Below are 18,340 nucleotides of genomic sequence, written 5' to 3'. Positions count from 1 at the left end.
CACGAGGTCGTGCGGTCACGAGGTCGCGCGGTCACGAGGTCGTGCGGGCGACCGCCCGCGCGATCCGGCGCGCGTCGAGCGACAGCTCGCGCAGCATCCCGCTGAGCGGGTTGGTGTATCCGAGGAAGTAGAGCCCGGGCGCCTCCGGGTGCGTACGGCCGCCGTGCGCCAGGGGGCGTCCCTCGGCGTCGAGCACGCCCAGGCCGCCGACCATGTCCTCCAGCCCGGGCCGGTAGCCGGTCGCCGCGATCACGGTGTCGGGGCTCGCGGTGGAGCCGTCGGCGAGCTGGATCTTCGCGCCGTCGAAGGCCTCGACGGCTGCGACGGGCTCGACCCTCCGCCCGCGCACGGCCTTGATCAGCCCTACGTCCTGGACGGGTATCGCGCCCTGCCTGGCCCGCGTGTAGAGACCGGTCTCCGGCCGGGGGAGCCCGTACCCGGACAGGTCCGGTACCGCGATCTTCGCCATGCGCGCGGCGAGCCGGTCCACCAGCCGTGTGGGCAGGCGGCGGCACAGGATGCCGTTGGCCTGCGCGGGCCAGCCCAGCGTGGACCTGCGGACGATGTGCGGAGGGGTGCGCACTGCCAGCCGGACGCGGGCGGCCCCGCCCTCCGCCAGGTCCGCGGCGATCTCCGCGCCCGTGTTGCCGGTGCCTACGACGAGCACGTCCTTGTCCGCGTACGGCTGGGCGCCGCGGTAGCGGGACGCGTGCAGCAACTCGCCCTCGAAGCTCTCCCGGCCGGGCCAGGAGGGGAGGTGCGCGGTGTGGTTGTGGCCGGTGGCGACGACGGTGACCGGGCTCGTCAGCCGGCGTCCGCCGTTGGCGTGCAGCACCCACTCGCCCTTGCTGCTCTCGATGCTGTCGACCTCGACGCCCGTGGCCACTTCGATGCCGTGGTGCTCGGCGTAGCTCTCCAGGTAGCGCACGAAGTCGTCGCGGGCGACCCAGCGTCCGTACGAGCGCGGGATCGGCATACCGGGGAGCGCGGACCAGCGGCGTGTGGTGTGCAGCCGCAGCCGGTCGTAGTGGGCGCGCCAGGAGGCCGCGACGGAGGGGGACTTCTCCAGTACGACGGTGCTGATGCCCCGTTCGTGCAGTGCGGCGGCGGTCGCCAGCCCGCCCGGACCGGCGCCGATGATGTGAACGGGGACTCCGTCGTCGGTCATGGGCATGACGGAGAGTTTAGTGCTGGTGGCGTGGTGTTCCCGTCACGGATGCATCACGGGAAGAGCACCTTGCGGACGCCGGCGGAGGTTCCCCGAAGAAGGTGCGGGACGGTGGTGCGGTCGTGAGGGGTGTGCGGCGCGGTGAGGAAGCGTCACGTGTTGTGGAGATACGTTTCTTCGGGTGAGTGCGGGTGGCGCCTCATCTGGTGGGCTTCCTGCCCGTGACGCCCAGATGGACCAGCAGCGCCAGATTCGGCTTCAGCTCCGCCTGCTTCACGCCCCAGGTCTGGAAGCCCTTCTGATGGCTCGCCACCGAGGCGAGCATCATGACCAGGGCGCCCGCCGTGGCAGCGGGGTTGACGTCCTTGTCGACCCTGCCCTTGGCCTGCAGCTCCTTGATGGAGTCGGTGAGCGGGCCGTTGACGGCGTTGAGGATCTTCATCCGGATCTTGTAGAAGCGCTTGTCGCCCTCCGCCGCGCCCAGGTCGACCACGCGCAGGATGGCGTCGTTCTTGCGCCAGAAGGAGAGGAAGCCGTCCACGAGTTCCTCGGCGGTCCGCCAGCCGGACTTGCCCGCCCACGAGCGCTCGGCCACCAGCCCGCTGAGCGCGGCGCCCTCCTTCGCCATGGACTCGGCCAGCTCCAGCACCGCGCCCTCGACGTCCGGGAAGTACTGGTAGAAGGTCGCCGGGGACGTGCCCGCCCGGCGGGCGACATCGATGACCTTGACATCGCGATACGGCGACGAACTGAGCATCTCGCCGAGGCAGTCGAGCAGCTTCTGCCGCGTCGCCTGCCCGCGGCGCCCTGCTACTCGCCCGTCGACGGTTCGTACTTGTCCTGTCATGCCGTCAGCTTATCGACGGCGAACGACAGCGCGATTCGGCCGCATGCAAATGGGGTCCGCCGGGCCCGCCGCGGGGACCGGTACGTCCCCGGGCACCCGCAATTGCCCGTTCGCTCGGATCATTGAACTGCGAAGGCCCGCCGACGGGGCTAGCGTGCCGTTACGAACGCACGCCCTCGGGCACGGGGCGCGGAAGGTACGGGAGGCACCGTCATGGCCGTACAGGCACAGCCGTCCGCCGAGGGTGTCCCCTGCTGGACCGACGCGATGCTCTCCGACGTCGCGGCAGGCAGGCGCTTCTACGGCGAGCTCTTCGGCTGGACGTTCGGCGGAAGCCTCCTGGAGCGCGAGGGCAGCACGGCGTACCTGGACGGCAGACCCGCAGCGGGTCTCTACGCGAAGCCCGACGGGCGGATGCCCACCGTGTGGAACCTCCACCTCGCCACCGGGGACGCCGTCGCCGCCGTCGCCAGGGTCCGCGAGGCGGGCGGCAGCGTACTGACGGAGCCCGTCCACGCCGGAGGCGGCACAATCACGGCCGAGGCGGCCGACCCCTCGGGCGCGGTCTTCGCGCTGCTGCAGGCCGGCGAGTTCACCGGATTCGGGGTCCGGGGCGAGCACGGCGCCTATGTCTGGTCCGAGGTCCACGTGCGCGACACGGCGGCCGTGGACACCTTCTACGCCCGGGTCTTCGGCTTCGGCATGCGCGATCTGCGGGAACTGGCCGGATCCGGCACTGAGCAGCCGGACGGCGGGGCAGCCGGGGAGGAGAGCCCGGAGAGCCCGGAGAGCGCGGAGAGCGCGGAGAGCGCGGAGAGCGCGGAGCAGCGGACGGACGTGCGGGAGAGCGAGGAGGAGGACTTCATGGTGTGGGCCGCGGCAGGGGACCCGGTCGACGAGGAGCACGCGATCGGCGGGCGCAGCGTCATGGGGGAGACCTGGCCCGCGCGGATGCCCGCCCACTTCCTGACCTACTTCGCGGTGGACGACTGCGACGCCGCCGCGCGCACAGCCGTACGGCTGAGCGGACGGGTGCTGCGCGAACCGGAGGAGACGCCGTTCGGCACGTACGCCGTGCTCGCCGACGACCAGGGCGCGAGTTTCGCCGTGCTGCAGCCTCCCCCTCCGCTGCCGCCGCCGGCGGCGGAGACGGGTACGGCAGCCGGGACGGGTGCGGGTACCGCGTGAGACGGAGGTACCCGGCGCGCCGGTGCCGGACTCGTCCCCGCTCGGCGCCCTCAGCGATCGAATCAGGACACTTCTCGGCGGCCTGTGGCCTGGTAAGACCCCTCCGACCGGCCCCCGGGTTCGCAACCGTCGGCTTCAGCAGGAAGAATCGGCCAGTGGACCATGTGTCCGGTACGGCAGTGAGAAGCTGCACGGGGCGGATTTCGATGAGCCCCTACGGGGAGGTGGCAGGCAAGTGGTGGAGCAGCTGACGCAGCACGATCCGCGGCGGATCGGCCCGTTCGAGGTGCTCGGCCGACTCGGTGCCGGCGGCATGGGACTGGTCTATCTCGCGCGCTCGGCGTCAGGACGGCGAGTGGCGATCAAGACCGTGCGGACCGAGCTGGCCGAGGATCAGCTGTTCCGGGTGCGGTTCACCCGTGAGGTCGAGGCCGCGCGGGCGGTCAGCGGCTTCTACACCGCGGCCGTGGTGGACGCCGACCCGAGGGCCGCCGTGCCCTGGCTGGCGACCGCCTTCGTGCCCGCTCCCTCGCTGGAGGAAATAGTCAATGAGTGCGGGCCTCTGCCGGTGCAGGCCGTGCGCTGGCTGGCCGCGGGTGTCGCCGAGGCGCTGCAGTCCATCCACGGTGCCGGCCTCGTCCACCGCGACCTGAAGCCCTCCAACGTCCTCGTGGTCGAGGACGGGCCCCGCGTCATCGACTTCGGTATCGCCTCCGGTGTCTCCAACACCCGTCTGACGATGACGAACGTGGCCGTCGGCACGCCCGCGTACATGTCCCCCGAACAGGCGCGGGACTCGCGCAGCGTCACCGGTGCCAGCGACATCTTCTCCCTCGCCTCCACCCTCGTCTTCGCCGCCACCGGGCATGCGCCCTTCCACGGCGCCAACCCGGTCGAGACGGTCTTCATGCTGCTGCGTGAGGGCCCGGACCTGGAGGGGATGAACGAGGAGCTGCGGCCGCTCATCGAGTCCTGTATGCGCATGGCCGCGGAGGAGCGCCCGAGCCCCGCCGACCTGCAGACGCAGCTTGCCCCGCATCTCTTCGCCGCGGGCGGCGACGACAGCGGCACGGCCTCCGCGTGGCTGCCCGCGGGGGCCGTGGCCCTGATCGAGCGGAAGCGCGGTGCGCGGCCCACCCCCAGACGTCCGGCACACCGGCAGGACAGCCCGCCGCGCGGCCCGGACGCCCCCGCCCCCGCTCCCGGAGTACCGGAAGCGCGCCCCCCGGCGCACGCCCCGGCCCACGCCTCCGCCCCCGCCTCCTCCGCCCCGCCGCAGACCCCCGAGGCCGCACCCGCGCACGCCGCGGGCGGCTCCGGGCCACGGCACGCACCGCAGCGCGGCGACGGCCCCCGGCACGCCATTCCGGCCGGTCCGGGCGGACCTTCGGCCGTCGGTGCGGTGGCGTCGTCCTCACCGTCCGTCGCACCGCCCGCCCCGGCGCCCGTCACACCACCGGCAGCTCCTCCGCCCCAGCCCGGGCCCCCGCCGGAAGCGGGGGCGGACGGCGCACCCGTACGGCTGCCCGGGTCGCAGGTCCCCATCGGGCCGGGCCCGCGCCGCGCCGAGGACGCGCGGCCGGACGCGGACGCCGGACCCGCTACCGGCTGGGTCCGGCCGCCGAGCGGTCCCGGCGCCGGTCCCGGTGCCGCCGCCGCACCGCCGCCTCCTGCCGCCGCACCGCACGGCGGGGCCGTCCCGGCACCGGGGCCCGCGCCCGGCACGGGCCAGCCGGAGCCGCAGCGCTGGCGCCCGTGGCGGTTCCGGATGTCCAACGACGTCTGGGGCACTCCGGTCGTCGCCGACGATCTCCTCTATGTCACCTCCTTCGAGGTGCACGCGCTCGACGTCGCCAGCGGGCGAAGGCAGTTCAAGACCCGTGAGGTGGCCTGGTCGATGGCCGTCTCGGGCGGCCGCGTGCACGCCTCCGACGGGCCCAGCCTGTACGCCCTCGACGCCCGCGAGGGCGTGGAGGCCTGGCGCGTCGCCACGGACGGCTGGGTGTATTCGCTCCAGGTCGACCGCGGCACCATCGTCACCGGCACCCGTGGCGGCGGCGTACAGGCGTGGGAGGCCGCCAGCGGCGAGAAACTGTGGGAACTCAGCGGTGCCCAGGCCGACTTCGAGACTCCCGAGGGCGGCCCCGCGATACACGGCGGGACGGTCTACACCTGGGGCGACGGCCGTCTGTACGCCCTGGAGGCGCGTTCGGGCGCCGAGCGCTGGTCGTACCCGGTCGGGGACGCCGGAGTCACCGGCGGCGTCGCACTGCGGCTGACGCCCGCGGAGGACGGCACGGTCTACGTCTGCGCCGGTTCACGTGTCTACGCGCTCGACGGCGCCACGGGGGCGGAGCGGTGGCGTTTCGACGCCCCGGCCGCCTTCCTGAGTCCTCCGGCCCTCGCCCACGGCCCGGCGGTCGCGGGCGGCGGCGTGTACCTCGCCGACTACCTGGGCACCGTCTACGCCCTGGACTCGCTCACCGGTACCGACAGGTGGCGTATCGCGACGGAGGCCCGGCACTCGCCGGAGCCCGTCGTCGTCGCCGACGGGCTGGTGCACCTGGGCAGCGGCGGCGCGCTCTACACCCTCGACGCGGTCAGCGGTACGCCGCGGTGGCGGTTCGCGGCGGGCGGCGACGTCGTGGGCGCGCCGGTCGTCGCGCAGGGGCGGGTGCACTTCGGGTCGGCCGACCACTGCCTCTACACGCTGGACGCCGTGGGCGGACAGCTCCGCTGGAAGCTGGCGACCGGCGGGGAGATCACGGGGTCGCCGGTGGCCGAGCGCGGAGTGGTCTACGCGTGCAGCAAGGACCGCTGCGTCTACGCACTGGACGCCGCCAAGGGGACGGGGCAGGCCAGGCAGGGCTGAGCATCGGCTCCGCCTCCCAGGCGGTGTCCGGCCGGTGTCCGCTGTCCGGTGTCCGTCGCTGATGTGGTGGGCGTCGCCGCGGTGCGGCGGGCGGGCGGACGAGGTCCGAGCGAGGAGGCGCACATGACCAGCCGGCCGAGGACGAGACTCTCCGGAGTCGTGCTGGGCGCCCCCGACCCGAGGGCCCTGGCCGGTTTCTACCGGAAGCTGCTGGGCTGGCGGGTGAAGTGGGACGAGCCGGACTGGGTCATGCTCGAATCCCCGGACGGCGGGGCGGGGCTGTCGTTCCAGACGGAACCGGACCACGTCAGGCCCGTGTGGCCGGCCCGTCCCGGGGACCAGCAGATGATGGTCCACCTGGACATCGAGGTCGACGATCTCGACGAGGCGGGGGCGCACGCGGTGGCCGCCGGTGCGGTCGTCGCGGAGCACCAGCCGCAGGAGGGCGTACGCGTCCATCTCGACCCGGCCGGACATCCGTTCTGCCTGTTCCTGGCCGGGCACTGGCCGGGCACTGGCCGGGCACTGACGGGCACTGGCCGGGCACTGACGGGGCACTGGCGGGGCGCATCGACCTGCCGCGACCGGGCACGCACCGGGCGGGCGGGCGAACCGGCCGGCACGCGGGTGCTACTGCGGCCCGCCCCGGCGGTGGTCGGGACGGCGCGGGATGCGCTGGCTGTCCTGCGGCCCTTGCTGCGGCCCCTGCTGCGGCCCGTAGGGCTGCTGCTGCGGTCCCTGCGGAGGCTGCGGTCCCTGCTGATCCTGCTGACCCTGCTGCGGGCGTCCGGCCTCCCAGGGGTCCCATTCCTCGGCGGGAGTGGCGTCGTCCTCGTAGTAGCCGCCGGGCGGGGGCCCGTACCCCTCATCGGCCTGGTAAGCGCCGTGCGGTCCGTGCGTGGTGCCTCCGAACGGCCCGTACGGCTGGGGCGACTCCGAGGGTTCGTGGCCGTCGTCGACGGGACTGTGGCGCTCCCGTCCGTCCACGCGTGCGTGTGCGCCCCGGCGCCGGGGCGCCACGTGGCGGCCGCGCATCACGAGTGCCCCGAGGAGGAGCAGCACCCCTCCGCCTGCCGCGAGACCGGCTCCTGAACCCAGTCCGTCCCCGCCGGCGGTGAGGCTTCCCGCCTCCTGCCCCTGGCGGACCATCCACAGCACGGTGAAGCCGAGCACGATCAGGCCGGCGAGCGCCGTGAAGAAGCGCGAGCGCAGCAGCACCGCGAACAGCGCCACGGCCCCCGCCACGACCATCGGCAGGAAGAGACCGGTCCACAGGCCGGCACGGGCGTCGGTGACTCCGCTGCCCGTGAAGAGGTCCTGGACGCTGAAGTAGCGGCCGAGGCGGCCCCCGTACCACACGCGGAAGGGGCTCCAGGCTGCCACCGCGGCTCCGACGAGTGCGAGCAGGACGCCGAGCAGGTTCCGGACCATCGGCTTCGCCTCGCTTCCCGGCACCCGGGCGGCCCCCGGCGTGGCGGGGAGCCCGGCGGGCACCGCAGGGTGCGTCGTGAGTCGGTCCTTGAAAAAAACCGTACGCCTGACGGAACCCTTCGGCCACTCGGCCGCGTCCCCGGGAGGGGCACGCGAGGGGCTGGACACGAAGGCCCGTGCGAGGGCCGGCAAGGAGGCCCGCCCGCCTCAACGGCCATGACAACCATCGGGGGTTCTCATACATGTCGCGTCATCTCAAGCTCATCGCCACGGTTGCAGTGGTGCTCGTGGCTCTCAGCGGCTTCAGCCCCGCCAAGAGCGGCGGGCGCGGCGGCAGTAGCAGCGGCAAGGGCAGCAGCAGCGGCGGCAGTAGCAGCGGCAAGAGCGGCGGCGGCTGCAGTTCTTCCAGCTCCAGCAGCCACAACAACAGCAGCGGCAGCTACGACGACGACAGCGGCTACAAGACGGGCTCCGACGGCGGCTACCGGCGTGGCTCGCGCTACAACAACAGCACGGGGAAGTCCGGTTCGAGCCACAGCTCCAGCAGCAGCTCGCCGACCGGGACCGTCGACCGGTGCGCGGCGGAGGAGGGGACCGAGGCGAAGGCCGTGGTGCGGGTCCGCAACCCCAACGGTGAGCGCAAGACCTACCGGGTCAGGGTCGACTTCCGTGACACGGCCGACACTCTTGTCGACACCGGGTCGGCCCGAGTGACGGTCAGCGCCAACGGGAGCGGCACCGTGGACGTACGGATGGAGCACCCGGAACGGCTCCGCGACGTCGCCGAGTGCGAGGTCTCCTCCGTCAGTTGAGGCCGTGCCGGCGGGCCGACGCCGGCAAGGAGCGCGCGAGAACGCAGAGGAGGGGGCGGGCCGGTGCGGCCCGCCCCCTCTGCTGCGGTGTCAGTTCCGGTTCAGGGCGTGTGCCCGTCCGGGGGGCCCGTGAAGTGGGTGCCGTGCGCGGTCGCGGCGGCGTCCGGGCCGTGCGATCCGGCGGCAACCGCCGGAGACACCGCTCCAGCTATCAGTAACGAGCAAATGAGAAGCGTCTTCAGCACTCTGGGCATTCTCGGTCCTCCGGAAGTCCTGTACTGCACCTGACATCGAAATGCGGGGCGCGCGGCCCTGGAGCCGGCCGGTCGAGCCGGGGCCCGCCCAGGGGCGCGCACCGCGCGCACCCATCAGGGTTCCCCCTGAACAGCCGCTCAAGCAGCGGGACTTGGCGTCAGCGGCGCCCCCTCCGCGCCGCTGACACCAAGCCCGCCTTTCCCCCGAGGAGGGGTCTAGTTGCCCTCGCCCCTGGCCGGGGCGATGGGGGTGTGGTTCTCCATCGTGGTGACGCCCTCGTCGCCGCCCGCTTCCGTCCCGTCCTTCTCGGGAAGGATGGGAGTGTGGTTCTCCTCGGTGCCGGCCGTACGCATCTCGTCCTCGAAGTCCTCGACCGTGGACTCGTCGAGGTCCTGGACCGTGGACTGTGTCGTCTCGCTCATGCCGAACTCTCCTGGCTAGGTGGCCGATTCTTCTGACAGGCCCGTCCAGCGACTCCCCCGAAAGCCGCCGGACGGGCGTGAGGGCCGCTCACCATAGCCGGACAGCGGCCTCCCCCGTGATCCGCCAGCCCCCCGACGCAGCGGATCGACATGAGAAGAATGGCGGGACGCGATAAACGATCGATGAACGCCCGATAAGCGCGCCGCCCAGGCGGCGTTCAGGCAGCCGGGGCGGGGGTCAGCAACGCGCGGACCTCTTCCGCGTCCGAGGCGCCCATGTCGTCGAAGATGGCCAGCGCGTCCTTCCAGCACACGCGGGCGCGGTCGCGCTGCCCCAGCGCGACCAGCGCCCGGCCCAGCACGGTGAGCATCCTGCCCCGCATCCACTCGCCGCCGATACCGCGCAGCGCCAGGGCCTGTTCGGCGTGACCGGCGGCCTTCGCGGGGGACCGGGCCGCCAGGTGGGCCTCGGCCATGCGGAAGTGCGAGACCCCCTCCCACAGCGGCTGCCGGGTCTCCCGGAAGAGCTCCGCGGCGCGGTTGAGCTGATCGAGGCTCTCCTGGATGCGTCCGCCCAGTGCCAGGGCCCGCCCCAGCGCGTACCTGCCGTTGGCCACGCGCATTCTGTGGTTGAGGCTCTCGTAGATCTCAAGTCCCTGCCGCGCCAGCCGGATCGCGTTGTCCGTCCGGCCCAGAGCGAGGTTGATGTGCGAGAGGTTGGAGAGGGCGCTCGCCTCGCTCGGCCGGTTCCCGTCCTCGCGGCAGGCCTCGATCGCCCGCAGCAGGAAGGACTCCCCGTCGGTGAAACGGTTCTGGCAATTGGCGATGATGCCGCGGTCGTTGAGGGCCCAGCAGCCCGCCAGCGCGTCGCCCGCCCCCTCGGCGAGCAGCTGGGCGCGCTCCGCCTCCTGGTCGGCCTGGTCGAAGCGTCCAGCCACGATGTGGACATGCGTGAGCATCGTCTGGGTACGCGCCTCCGCCAGCGCGTCCTCCGCGTCCCGTGCGGCATCCCGTACGGTCGTCGCGGCCCGCTCGTAACGCAGGGAGTGCACACCGGAGTCGGCACAGTCCTTGATCGCGATGAGCAGGTCGGCGGCGTGCCGCAGCATGCCGCGTGCCGCCGACTGCTCCACGCAGGCCAGGACACAGTCGGCCTCCGAGAACAGCCACTCCAGCGCGGCGTTCCGGTCGGCGAAGAGCATCCCGCCCGCGGACGGCTGGATGAGGTGGTCGGCGCCGCGTTCACCCGGCTTCTCCAGGGTGAAGACCGTGGTGGCCGTCGCGAGGTAGAAGTCCAGGAGCCGGTTCAGCGCCTCCTCCCTTGCGGACGGCGGCTGTTCGTCACGTTCGGCGCAGGCGCGGGCGAAGAGACGTACCAGATCGTGGAAGCGGTAGCGACCCGGCGCCGCGGACTCCAGCAGGGACGCGTCGACGAGGGACTCCAGCAGGGTCTCCGCGTCCTCCGCGGGACGGCCGAGCAGGGCCGCCGCGCCGTGCACGGAGATGTCGGCGCCGTCGGCGAGGCCCAGCAGGCGGAACCCGCGGGCCTGTTCGGCGTCGAGCTGTCCGTAGCCGAGTTCGAAGGTGGCCTTGACGGCCTGGTCGCCCACCTGGAGCTCGTCCAGACGCCTGCACTCGTCGCCGAGCTTGGTGGCGAGTGTGGCGACCGTCCAGGTACGGCGCGCCGCCAGCCGTGCCGCCGCGATACGGATGGCCAGCGGAAGGAAACCGCAGGCGCCGACGACGTCCATGGCCGCCTTGCGTTCGGCGGCCACTCGCTCCTCGCCGACGACGCGGGTGAAGAGCGTCATCGCCTCCTCGGGACTCATCACATCGAGGTCCACGAGGTGCGCACCGGCCAGATCCACCATGCGTGCCCTGCTGGTGACCAGCGCCGCGCACCCCGCCGCCCCCGCGAGGAGCGGACGGACCTGCGCCGCGTCACGCGCGTTGTCCAGCAGCGTCAGCACGCGGCGGCCGGAGAGCAGCGACCGGAACAGCGCCGACCGCTCCTGCACACCCTCCGGGACACGGGAGTCCTCCACGCCCAGCGAACGCAGGAACGCGCCCAGTACGGCCTCCGGTTCGCTCGGCGAGGTGCCGGCGCCCTGCAGGTCGACGTAGAGCTGTCCGTCCGGGAACTGCTCGGCCGCGGCGTGCGCGACGTGCACGGCCAGCGTCGTCTTGCCGACGCCGCCGATGCCCGCCACCGCCGAGACCGCCATCACGGTGCCCTCGGCCTGCGCGAGCTGGTCCCGCAGTTCCGCGACGAACGCGGCGCGTCCCGTGAAGTCGGAGACGGTGGCCGGGAGTTGCGCGGGCTGCGCGGGTCTGGACGTGCCCGCCTCGGCGGGTTCCTCCTCCTCGGCGGTCAGCGCCAGGCCCTCGTCGGCCTGCAGGATGCGCTGATGGAGGTCCGCCAGCTCAGGACGCGGATCGACGCCCAGCTCGTCGTCGAGCAGGCGCCGTGTGTCGGCGTAGACGGCCAGAGCCTCTGCCTGCCGGCCGCTGCGGTACAGGGCGAGCATCAGCAGTTCACGCAGGCTCTCGCGCAGCGGGTGTGCGGCGGTCAGAGCGGTGAGTTCGGTGACGGCCTCGGCGTGGCAGCCCACTTGGAGGTCCAGGTCGAGGCGGTGCTCCAGGATGGAGAGCTGCCACTCCGTGAGACGGTCACGCTGCCGCTCCGCGAAAGGGCCCGGTACGTGCGCCAGCGGCTCGCCGCTCCACTGCTCCAGCGCGGAGATGTACTGCTCGCGGGCGCGGGAACGGTCGCCGCTCGCCAGCGACTTCTCCGCCTCGGCCACATACGCCGTGGCGGTTTCGAGGTCGACGGTGACATCGGGATGGACGCGGTCCGGACGGACCGCGTATCCGCCCGACTCGCTCACCAGCAGCTCCGCCTCGGAGCCGAGCGCCTTGCGGATACGTGAGGCGTACGTGCGCAGCGCCGCCTTCGCCCGGTCCGGGGACTCCTCGCCCCACAGGGCGTCGATCAGCTCCTCGGCCGTCGCGGTGTGGCCGGAACGCAGCAGAAGTGCGGCGAGAAGGGCGCGCTGCTGCGGTGATCCCATCGGGATCTCCTCGTCGCTGCGCCAGGCACGGACGGGTCCGAGCACCGCGAAGCGCAGCAGGTGAATCTGCTGTTCTCTCTCGCGGCCGACATCTGCCTCGGCGCCCATGGTCGCCCCCTGATTTTGCGCACTCCACTCCCCGCAGGGATCAGTCTGCCTTGCCGCCAGCTCTGCGTCAGCACGGCACCAAGTCCTCTACGACACCTTCGAACTTCGTGCTGAACCGGTGCACTTGGTGTGGTACGGGCGGTGTGCATCACGGTGGTGGGGGAAGCCCTTTGCGTCCCCCACCACCTGGCGGGAATCCGGCCCGCCTTCCGCCGTGCGGACGGGTCTCAGTTCTCGCCGTTCAGGAGCACGGGCAGCGTCCGCCAGCCGTGCGCGATGAAGGACTCGACCTGTTCCAGCTCCCCGGCGGGAGACGCCAGACGGAGTGCGGGAAAACGTTCGAAGAGGGCGGGGAGCGCCGTACGCGCCTCCATGCGGGCCAGCGGTGCGCCCAGGCAGAAGTGCACACCGTGCCCGAAGGAGAGGTGCTCCGTATCTCCACGCCGCACATCGAACTGCCCCGCGGTGGGGCCGTGCCGGCCGGGATCGCGGCCGGCCGCGGCGTAGGTGGCGAGGATCGCCTCGCCCTCGCGGATAGTCGCTCCGTCCGGCAGGCCGATGTCCTCGACCGCGTAGCGCAGCGGCAGGCTGGCGATGCTGGGGGCCCAGCGCAGCGTCTCCTCGATGACGTCGTCCCAGGAGACCTCCTTCTCCAGCACCAGCCGCAGCTGTCCGGGGTGGGTGAGCAGGGCGTGCACCGCGTTGCCGATCAGGTTCACCGTCGTCTCGTGTCCGGCGCCGACGACCAGCAGCAGGGTGTCGAGGAGTTCGGGCTCGGACAGCTTCGAACCGTCTTCGTCGCGGGCGGAGACGAGCACACTCGTCAGATCCTCACCGGGCTGCTCACGCTTGCGGGCCACGAGAGCGCCGAAGGCGCTCTGCACGTCCTGTGCCGTGCGCGCCGCCTCCTCGGCGGAGACGGAGGTGTCCATGATCCGCTCGACGAGCCGGGCCATCTCGCCGCGCTGCTCCTCGGGAATGCCGAACAGTTCGCAGATCACGCCCATCGGGAGCGGATGCGCGTAGGCACTGCGCAGATCCACCGGCTCGTCCCGCGGCGCAAGTGCCATCGCGTCGAGAAGCTGCCGGGTGATCCGCTCGACGCCGGGACGCATCTCCTCGGTGCGCCGGCCGGTGAAGGCGGGGGCGACGAGCTTGCGCAGACGGCGGTGGTCGGCTCCGTAGGAGGTGAACATGTTGGTGACGCCGACCCACGACCGTATCCACGTGTCGTGGAACTCGCCGCGCTGCCAGGCGGGCCAGTGGCGGCGCGGGTCCTTGGAGACCCTGGGGTCGGTCAGGAGCTGCTTGAGCAGGTCGAGGCTGCTCACGGACCAGGCGTGGATTCCCGCGGGCAGCTCGACGAGGGCGGCCGGGCCGTGTTCGCGGAGGCGGTCCGCCTCGCCGTGGATGTCTCTTCCGGCGGGGTCGACGGGGACGGGCCGCCGTAAGCTGCTCTGCTGCTGCCGCCGCTGTCCGTGCTCTGCCTGTTCTCCCATGGGGTGGCTCCTGCCTGGTCGGGGCTGATCGGAGTGAATCGGGCGGGTAGTTGCGCGAGGGCGCGGTGGAACGGGCCGTGCCGGTGGACGAGTTCGTCGTGCCGGACGGTCAGTTCGAGGTCGGAGAGCCAGGCCGTCAGACGCTCGATCGCGGTCGTCGCGATGAGCAGGGCGGAGCGGTGCACGGGGCAGGAGTGCGGGCCCGCCGCCCACGCAAGGTGGGAGCCGCCGCCGGAGCCGTCCGTGCCGCCGTCCGCACCGGCCTCGGTCCTGCCCTGCTGGGTGTTGGCAGCCGCGTAGGAGACGAGGACGAGCTGGCCGGGGCGTATCCGGTTGCCGTGGAAGTAGACCTCGCGCTTGGGGAAGTGCGCCGAGTAGTTGGCCATCGGCGGCTCGTTGCGCAGGACGTCGTGGATGGCGTCCTGCGGGGTCAGGGCGCCGCTGGAGAGCGTGCTGTAGTAGCGGTCGTCGGTCAGCATCCGCGCCAGGGCGTTGCCGATCAGATTGGCCGTGGGCTCGTGGCCGGCGCCCATCGTGAGCACGATCTGATGGGTGACCTCCTCCTCGCTCAGACGCGCTGGATGGTCCATGAACCACGACGTGAGGTCCTGGCCGCGCGCACGCTTCTTCGCCGCGATCAGCTCGCCGATGTAGCCCGTGAAGGCAGCGTTCGCCGCGGACGCCTCCTCGGGGGTGTTCCCCTCCAGCATTCCCGCGAGCGCCGCTATGAGCCGGTCGCCGTAGGCGTCGGGCAGTCCGAACAGCCGGTTGAAGAGCATCAGGGGCAGCAGACGGGCGTACCGGCCCATCAGGTCCGCCTCGCCGTCCCTCCCGAAGCGCGCGATGAGCGAGTCGGCCGTCGCCACGACGCTCGCCCGCAACTCGTGCGGGGGTATGCGGGCGAAGCCGTCCGTGATGACCCCGCGGTAGCGCTCGTGTTCCGCGCCGTCGCTGAAGATGACGTTGGGGCGCCAGCCGATCATCGGCAGAACCGGGGAGTCCTCGGGAACGCCCCGCTGCCAGGCGCGGGAGTCCTTGGACCACGTGTCGGAGTCGTGCAGCAGATCCAGCGCCGCGCGGTAGTCGGTGACGAGCATGGCTCCGACGTCCGGTGCGATCTCCACGGGGGCGAGCGCGCCGTACCGGCGCAGCCGGTCGTAGACGGCGTAGGGGTCGGCGGCGAACTCCGGGCCGTACAGCTTCGTCACGCCGCGCTCATCGCTCTCGCCGCTGTCAACACGACCGCCGCCACCGCCGCCATCACCACCGCCACCGCCGCCATCACCACCGCCGCTGCCGCCGGAGGCGTGGGAGCGGGCGGGGCCCGGGTCCGGTGTTCCGGCCGTGGGCGGCGGGCCGGCGGGCGGCGGGCTGGGAGGAGTCACACGGTCTCCTGCGGCGTGAGAGTGAGTACGTGGCCCACCAGGGCGATCAGCGCGTCGGCGGCCTGGTCGCGGTCGCGTGCGTCGCACAGCACGAGCGGGGTGTCGGGGAGCAGGTCGAGGTGGTCGCGGAGCGTGGAGGGGCAGTGGGAGGGCGAATCGGGGAAGGTGTTGACCGCCACCGCGTAGCGCAGACCGGCCTCCTCGATCATGTCCATCACCTCGAAGGAGTCCGACAGGCGGCGGGTGTCGGTCAGGACGAGCGCGCCGAGCGCTCCCCGGGCGATGTCCTGCCACAGCGGGCGGAAGCGCTGCTGACCGGGGGTGCCGAACATGTAGAGGACCAGATCCCCGGGCAGCGTCAGGCGTCCGAAATCGATCGCCACGGTCGTCGCGGTCTTCTCCCGGACGCCGGTGAGATCGTCGACGGCCGTACTGCCGTGCGTCATGATCTCCTCGGTGTGCAGCGGCTCCGTCTCCGACAGCGAGCGTATGAACGTGGTCTTGCCCACCCCGAACGGGCCTGCGACCAGCAGCTTCACCAGCGTCTGCGGCCTGTCCCCGTCGAGGGGCACGGCGTCCGGGAGGGGACCGGGCGCGGCCCCCTCACCGGCGTCCTGACCGGCGTCCTGACCGGCGTCCTGAGCGTGGCCGGTCTCGCGGGCGGGCGCGCTACCGGGAGGACTTGAAAGTGCGGAGTCCATCGAGAACCTTCTCCAGAATCTGCCGGTCGGGCAGTTCGGCGTCGGGTACGGGGGCACGGGCGGACAGCAGGCCGGCGTCGACGAGATCCGCCACCATGACTCTCACCACGCTCAGCGGCAGCCGCAGGTGCGCGGCCGTCTCGGCGAGGGAGAGCGGTCCCGGCTGCAGCAGTTCCAACAGCCTCCGCTGCTCCGGGCGCAGGCCGCTCGTGGACGGCTCGGCCGGAGAGTGCAGCACGGAGAGCCGGTCCAGTGTGTTGCGGCTGGGACGGGCCCGTCCGGTGGTGGCCAGATACGCGGGTACGAGGCGCCTGTGGTCGCGCGGGGGTGGCGTCATACGGAACCGTCGTCCCGTGGCGGACTGCTCATGGCCTTGGCTCCGAGCGTGGCCACCTGCACCTGCATCTGGTGCGTGACGACCCCCATGTTGACCTCGCGTTCGGCGAAGACCGCGAGAGAGGTGTTCTCGCCCGCGGGTATCGCGAAGACCCAGCCGCGGTCGGACTCGACGACGGTCTGGCGCAGTGTCACGTCGTAGTCGCCGGCGAAGGCCGCCGTGGTGGTACGCGCGGCTCCCTGCAGGGCCGACAGCATCGCGGCGACACCCTCCGCCGCGTCCCGCCCGAGCTCGGGAGAGCGGCCCTCTATGAGGCCGTCGCCGGAGATGACGGCGGCATGGACGACATGCGGCAGTTCCAGAAGCGGAGCGAGCACCCAGGAGGTGTCCTCCTGAACGGGCCGGCGTGCGGAAGTGGTCATGAGGGCGGATTCCCTTCCGGAGCGGGGGGATCGGTCAGGTCGCCACCGTCGGCGCGGCCCCCGGACGTGCCCGGGTCCTCACCGCCGGACGCGCTGTCGTGCGGGGTGCCGTCGTGAGGACCGGCCTCTGCGGTGCCGTCCGCCCGTTCCCGGGTGCGTGTCGTCCCGGACAGGGCAGCTGCACGGCCGGATTCCGTGCCCTGCTGGAGCGCCGACCACGTCTGCGCGCTCTCCTCGGGGGTCGGGGCGGCGGCGGTCGGGACGGCGGCGGACGGCGAGCCCGCTCCGGGCGATGCCGCCGGGCCGGACGCCGCCGAGCCGGTGCCGCCCCTCCGCGTGGCCCCGCCCACGGTCTGCGCCGCTGCTTCCGTTGCCGCTTCCGTTGTCGCTGCCGCTGTTGTCGAGCTGACGGGCCGTCGTCTGCGGCGGCGCGGCAGTTCCTCGGTCTGTCCCGGCTCCGGGCCGGTGACCCCGGCCGGGGTCACCGGCCCGGAGCCGCCGCCCGCGCGCTCCGGAAGAGCGGCCATCGCCACGGGCGGCGTCGGCGCCATGGCGGACATCGGCTGCTGCTCCTCGTCGAGCAGGGTGAGCAGCGGCTCGCCCGGAATGTGCACGACCGCCCGCACGCCGCCGTAGGGAGAAGTCTCCACATGGGTGCCGAACCCGTACTGGCGCACGAGTCGGCCGACGGCGGCGAAACCGTTGCGCGGAGGATCTCCGAGCTCTGTGAGCAGCAGCCTCTCCTCGCCCGACATCAGCCGCTTGGCGCGGGCCATCTCATCGGCATGCATGCCGACGCCCGCGTCGTCGACGATCACCGAGACGCCCCGGTTGCCCTGCTGGAGAGTGACGACGACGGGCAGGTCCGGACGCGAGTGGTGCAGGGCGTTGGCCATCAGCTCGGTCAGGGCCACGGCGACGGGCTCGACCGCCCGCGCGACCACGCCCACCGGATCGCGCAGCTGGCTGGTCACCTGGACGCGTTCGTAGCCGGCCAGCCGGGAGGTGGCACCGACGACGACGTCCGCGAGGTGGGAGTTCTCCCGGGTCAGCCCGGGCCATGCCCCGCACACCACGGCCGTGGCCTGGATGCGGCGCAGCGCCCGTTCGTTGAGGAAGTCGGCGGAGAGCAGGTCCTCGGCGACGAGCGGGTCGTCGTACTGCTCCTGCATACGCTGCAGGAGGCTCTGCATCTGGTACAGCAGCGCCTGGATGGTGGTGGTGGCGCCCCGCATCGCCGCCTGCGCCGCGAAGTCGACGCTGCGCCGCTCCTTGGTGACCTGCTCCTTGACCTGACCCAGTACGGCGTCGATCGACCGCTCCAGCTCCGGGGTGAGCGCCGGGGAGCCGAGCGGACCGCGGACCGGGACGCCCGAGTGGCCCAGTGAGGCCGCCAGGTCCGGTATCCGCGCGTTCGTGAGGTGCTTGAGCTCGGACTCGACCGCACGCAGCCTGGCCCCGAGATCGGCGCTCCGCCGTGAGGCGCTCTCCAGTTCCGTCTCGGTCCTCTCCGAGCGCAGCCGCAGACGGCTCAGCTCCTGCTGTGAGCGGACGAGCAGCAGCGCCAGAACGAGAGCGACGGCACCCAGGGCGAGGAACATGATCAGCGCCACCGGTGTGTCTGTCATCGGTGTCCTTGGTTCAACGGGATCGCGGGGAAGGGATCAAGGGATCGCGGGGGAAGGGAGGGTGTCGGGTGAACAAGGTCCGGCCGCGGGGAGGAGGGCAGGCCGTCATCCGGCGGGTCTCATATGGTGCCGCAGTCGCGTCGTAAGCACACCCGTAACCGGCACATCTGTACACATCGGCTGCGCCCAGCACG

14 protein-coding genes and 1 pseudogene are annotated in these 18,340 nt (G+C 72.4%); 4 read left to right on the top strand and 11 right to left on the bottom strand.

Features of this window, described 5'->3' with window-relative positions:
* Nucleotides 1-31: 31 nt before the first annotated feature.
* Together H343_RS0101720 and H343_RS0101715 are read right to left on the bottom strand one after the other, a co-directional pair.
* Complete coding sequence (locus H343_RS0101720) at nt 32-1,174, bottom strand: flavin-containing monooxygenase (RefSeq protein ID WP_028429729.1); 1,143 nt, start codon at nt 1,172-1,174, stop codon at nt 32-34.
* Nucleotides 1,175-1,367: 193 nt separating this feature from the next.
* Entirely contained in the window at nt 1,368-2,015 is a 648-nt protein-coding gene (locus H343_RS0101715; protein WP_028429728.1) for a TetR/AcrR family transcriptional regulator, read from the bottom strand.
* Nucleotides 2,016-2,228: 213 nt separating this feature from the next.
* Between H343_RS0101715 and H343_RS28295 the strand changes: the two genes are divergently transcribed.
* The 3 genes and pseudogenes from H343_RS28295 to H343_RS33770 all read left to right on the top strand — a co-directional run.
* Nucleotides 2,229-3,203, top strand: coding sequence for a VOC family protein (locus H343_RS28295; protein WP_078504915.1), 975 nt, complete (start codon nt 2,229-2,231; stop codon nt 3,201-3,203).
* A 235-nt stretch (nt 3,204-3,438) separates the two neighbouring features.
* Complete coding sequence (gene afsK / locus H343_RS0101705; protein WP_028429727.1) at nt 3,439-6,075, top strand: protein serine/threonine kinase AfsK; 2,637 nt, start codon at nt 3,439-3,441, stop codon at nt 6,073-6,075.
* A gap of 123 nt (nt 6,076-6,198) precedes the next feature.
* Nucleotides 6,199-6,555: pseudogene (locus H343_RS33770) on the top strand (VOC family protein); the annotation flags it as partial.
* 150 nt (nt 6,556-6,705) lie between these two features.
* Here the strand turns inward: H343_RS33770 and H343_RS35435 are convergent.
* Nucleotides 6,706-7,506 carry a 6TM ABC transporter family protein gene (locus H343_RS35435; RefSeq protein ID WP_199778862.1) on the bottom strand — a complete coding sequence of 267 codons (801 nt, stop codon included), beginning with the start codon at nt 7,504-7,506 and terminating at the stop codon, nt 6,706-6,708.
* Between the two features lie 242 nt (nt 7,507-7,748).
* Here H343_RS35435 and H343_RS0101695 point away from each other — a divergent pair, with 242 nt between their 5' ends.
* Nucleotides 7,749-8,318, top strand: a complete 570-nt coding sequence (locus H343_RS0101695; RefSeq protein ID WP_028429726.1) for a hypothetical protein — start codon at nt 7,749-7,751, stop codon at nt 8,316-8,318.
* Nucleotides 8,319-8,788: 470 nt separating this feature from the next.
* Here H343_RS0101695 and H343_RS0101690 read toward each other — a convergent pair whose 3' ends face one another.
* The 8 genes from H343_RS0101690 to H343_RS28280 all read right to left on the bottom strand — a co-directional run bounded on the left by H343_RS0101690 (nt 8,789) and on the right by H343_RS28280 (nt 18,146).
* Nucleotides 8,789-8,995, bottom strand: a complete 207-nt coding sequence (locus H343_RS0101690) for a hypothetical protein (protein ID WP_028429725.1) — start codon at nt 8,993-8,995, stop codon at nt 8,789-8,791.
* Between the two features lie 218 nt (nt 8,996-9,213).
* Nucleotides 9,214-12,174, bottom strand: a complete 2,961-nt coding sequence (gene afsR, locus H343_RS0101685) for an SARP-family global regulator AfsR (RefSeq protein ID WP_028429724.1) — start codon at nt 12,172-12,174, stop codon at nt 9,214-9,216.
* A 227-nt stretch (nt 12,175-12,401) separates the two neighbouring features.
* On the bottom strand, nt 12,402-13,505 hold the full coding sequence (locus H343_RS0101680; RefSeq protein ID WP_486586745.1) for a cytochrome P450 family protein: 1,104 nt from the start codon (nt 13,503-13,505) through the stop codon (nt 12,402-12,404).
* A complete protein-coding gene (locus H343_RS35735) occupies nt 13,502-14,881 on the bottom strand; it encodes a cytochrome P450 family protein (RefSeq protein ID WP_486586744.1) in 1,380 nt (459 codons plus the stop codon). Before H343_RS35735 ends, H343_RS0101680 begins: the two co-directional genes overlap by 4 nt.
* A 173-nt stretch (nt 14,882-15,054) precedes the next feature.
* Entirely contained in the window at nt 15,055-15,759 is a 705-nt protein-coding gene (locus tag H343_RS0101665) for an ATP/GTP-binding protein (RefSeq protein WP_199778846.1), read from the bottom strand.
* Entirely contained in the window at nt 15,728-16,096 is a 369-nt protein-coding gene (locus H343_RS0101660) for a DUF742 domain-containing protein (RefSeq protein ID WP_028429721.1), read from the bottom strand. The genes H343_RS0101665 and H343_RS0101660 overlap by 32 nt, the downstream gene beginning before the upstream one ends.
* The gene (locus H343_RS0101655) at nt 16,093-16,518 is read right to left on the bottom strand and encodes a roadblock/LC7 domain-containing protein (protein WP_028429720.1); all 426 of its coding nucleotides are present in this window, start codon (nt 16,516-16,518) and stop codon (nt 16,093-16,095) included. The genes H343_RS0101660 and H343_RS0101655 overlap by 4 nt, the downstream gene beginning before the upstream one ends.
* Nucleotides 16,515-18,146 carry an ATP-binding protein gene (locus tag H343_RS28280; RefSeq protein WP_078504913.1) on the bottom strand — a complete coding sequence of 544 codons (1,632 nt, stop codon included), beginning with the start codon at nt 18,144-18,146 and terminating at the stop codon, nt 16,515-16,517. Before H343_RS28280 ends, H343_RS0101655 begins: the two co-directional genes overlap by 4 nt.
* Nucleotides 18,147-18,340: the final 194 nt, after the last annotated feature.

The organism is Streptomyces sp. TAA204, assembly GCF_000424965.1.
This window is presented reverse-complemented; position numbering and strand designations above follow the sequence as displayed.

Coding starts and splice junctions, on each gene's coding strand:
- H343_RS0101655 (WP_028429720.1), bottom strand. CDS start 16,518: ATGACCACTTCCGCACGCCGGCCCGTTCAGGAGGACACCTCCTGGGTG.
- H343_RS0101660 (WP_028429721.1), bottom strand. CDS start 16,096: ATGACGCCACCCCCGCGCGACCACAGGCGCCTCGTACCCGCGTATCTG.
- H343_RS0101695 (WP_028429726.1), top strand. CDS start 7,749: ATGTCGCGTCATCTCAAGCTCATCGCCACGGTTGCAGTGGTGCTCGTG.
- H343_RS0101690 (WP_028429725.1), bottom strand. CDS start 8,995: ATGAGCGAGACGACACAGTCCACGGTCCAGGACCTCGACGAGTCCACG.
- H343_RS0101665 (WP_199778846.1), bottom strand. CDS start 15,759: ATGGACTCCGCACTTTCAAGTCCTCCCGGTAGCGCGCCCGCCCGCGAG.
- afsR (WP_028429724.1), bottom strand. CDS start 12,174: ATGGGCGCCGAGGCAGATGTCGGCCGCGAGAGAGAACAGCAGATTCAC.
- H343_RS0101720 (WP_028429729.1), bottom strand. CDS start 1,174: ATGCCCATGACCGACGACGGAGTCCCCGTTCACATCATCGGCGCCGGT.
- H343_RS28295 (WP_078504915.1), top strand. CDS start 2,229: ATGGCCGTACAGGCACAGCCGTCCGCCGAGGGTGTCCCCTGCTGGACC.
- H343_RS35435 (WP_199778862.1), bottom strand. CDS start 7,506: ATGGTCCGGAACCTGCTCGGCGTCCTGCTCGCACTCGTCGGAGCCGCG.
- H343_RS0101715 (WP_028429728.1), bottom strand. CDS start 2,015: ATGACAGGACAAGTACGAACCGTCGACGGGCGAGTAGCAGGGCGCCGC.
- H343_RS28280 (WP_078504913.1), bottom strand. CDS start 18,146: ATGACAGACACACCGGTGGCGCTGATCATGTTCCTCGCCCTGGGTGCC.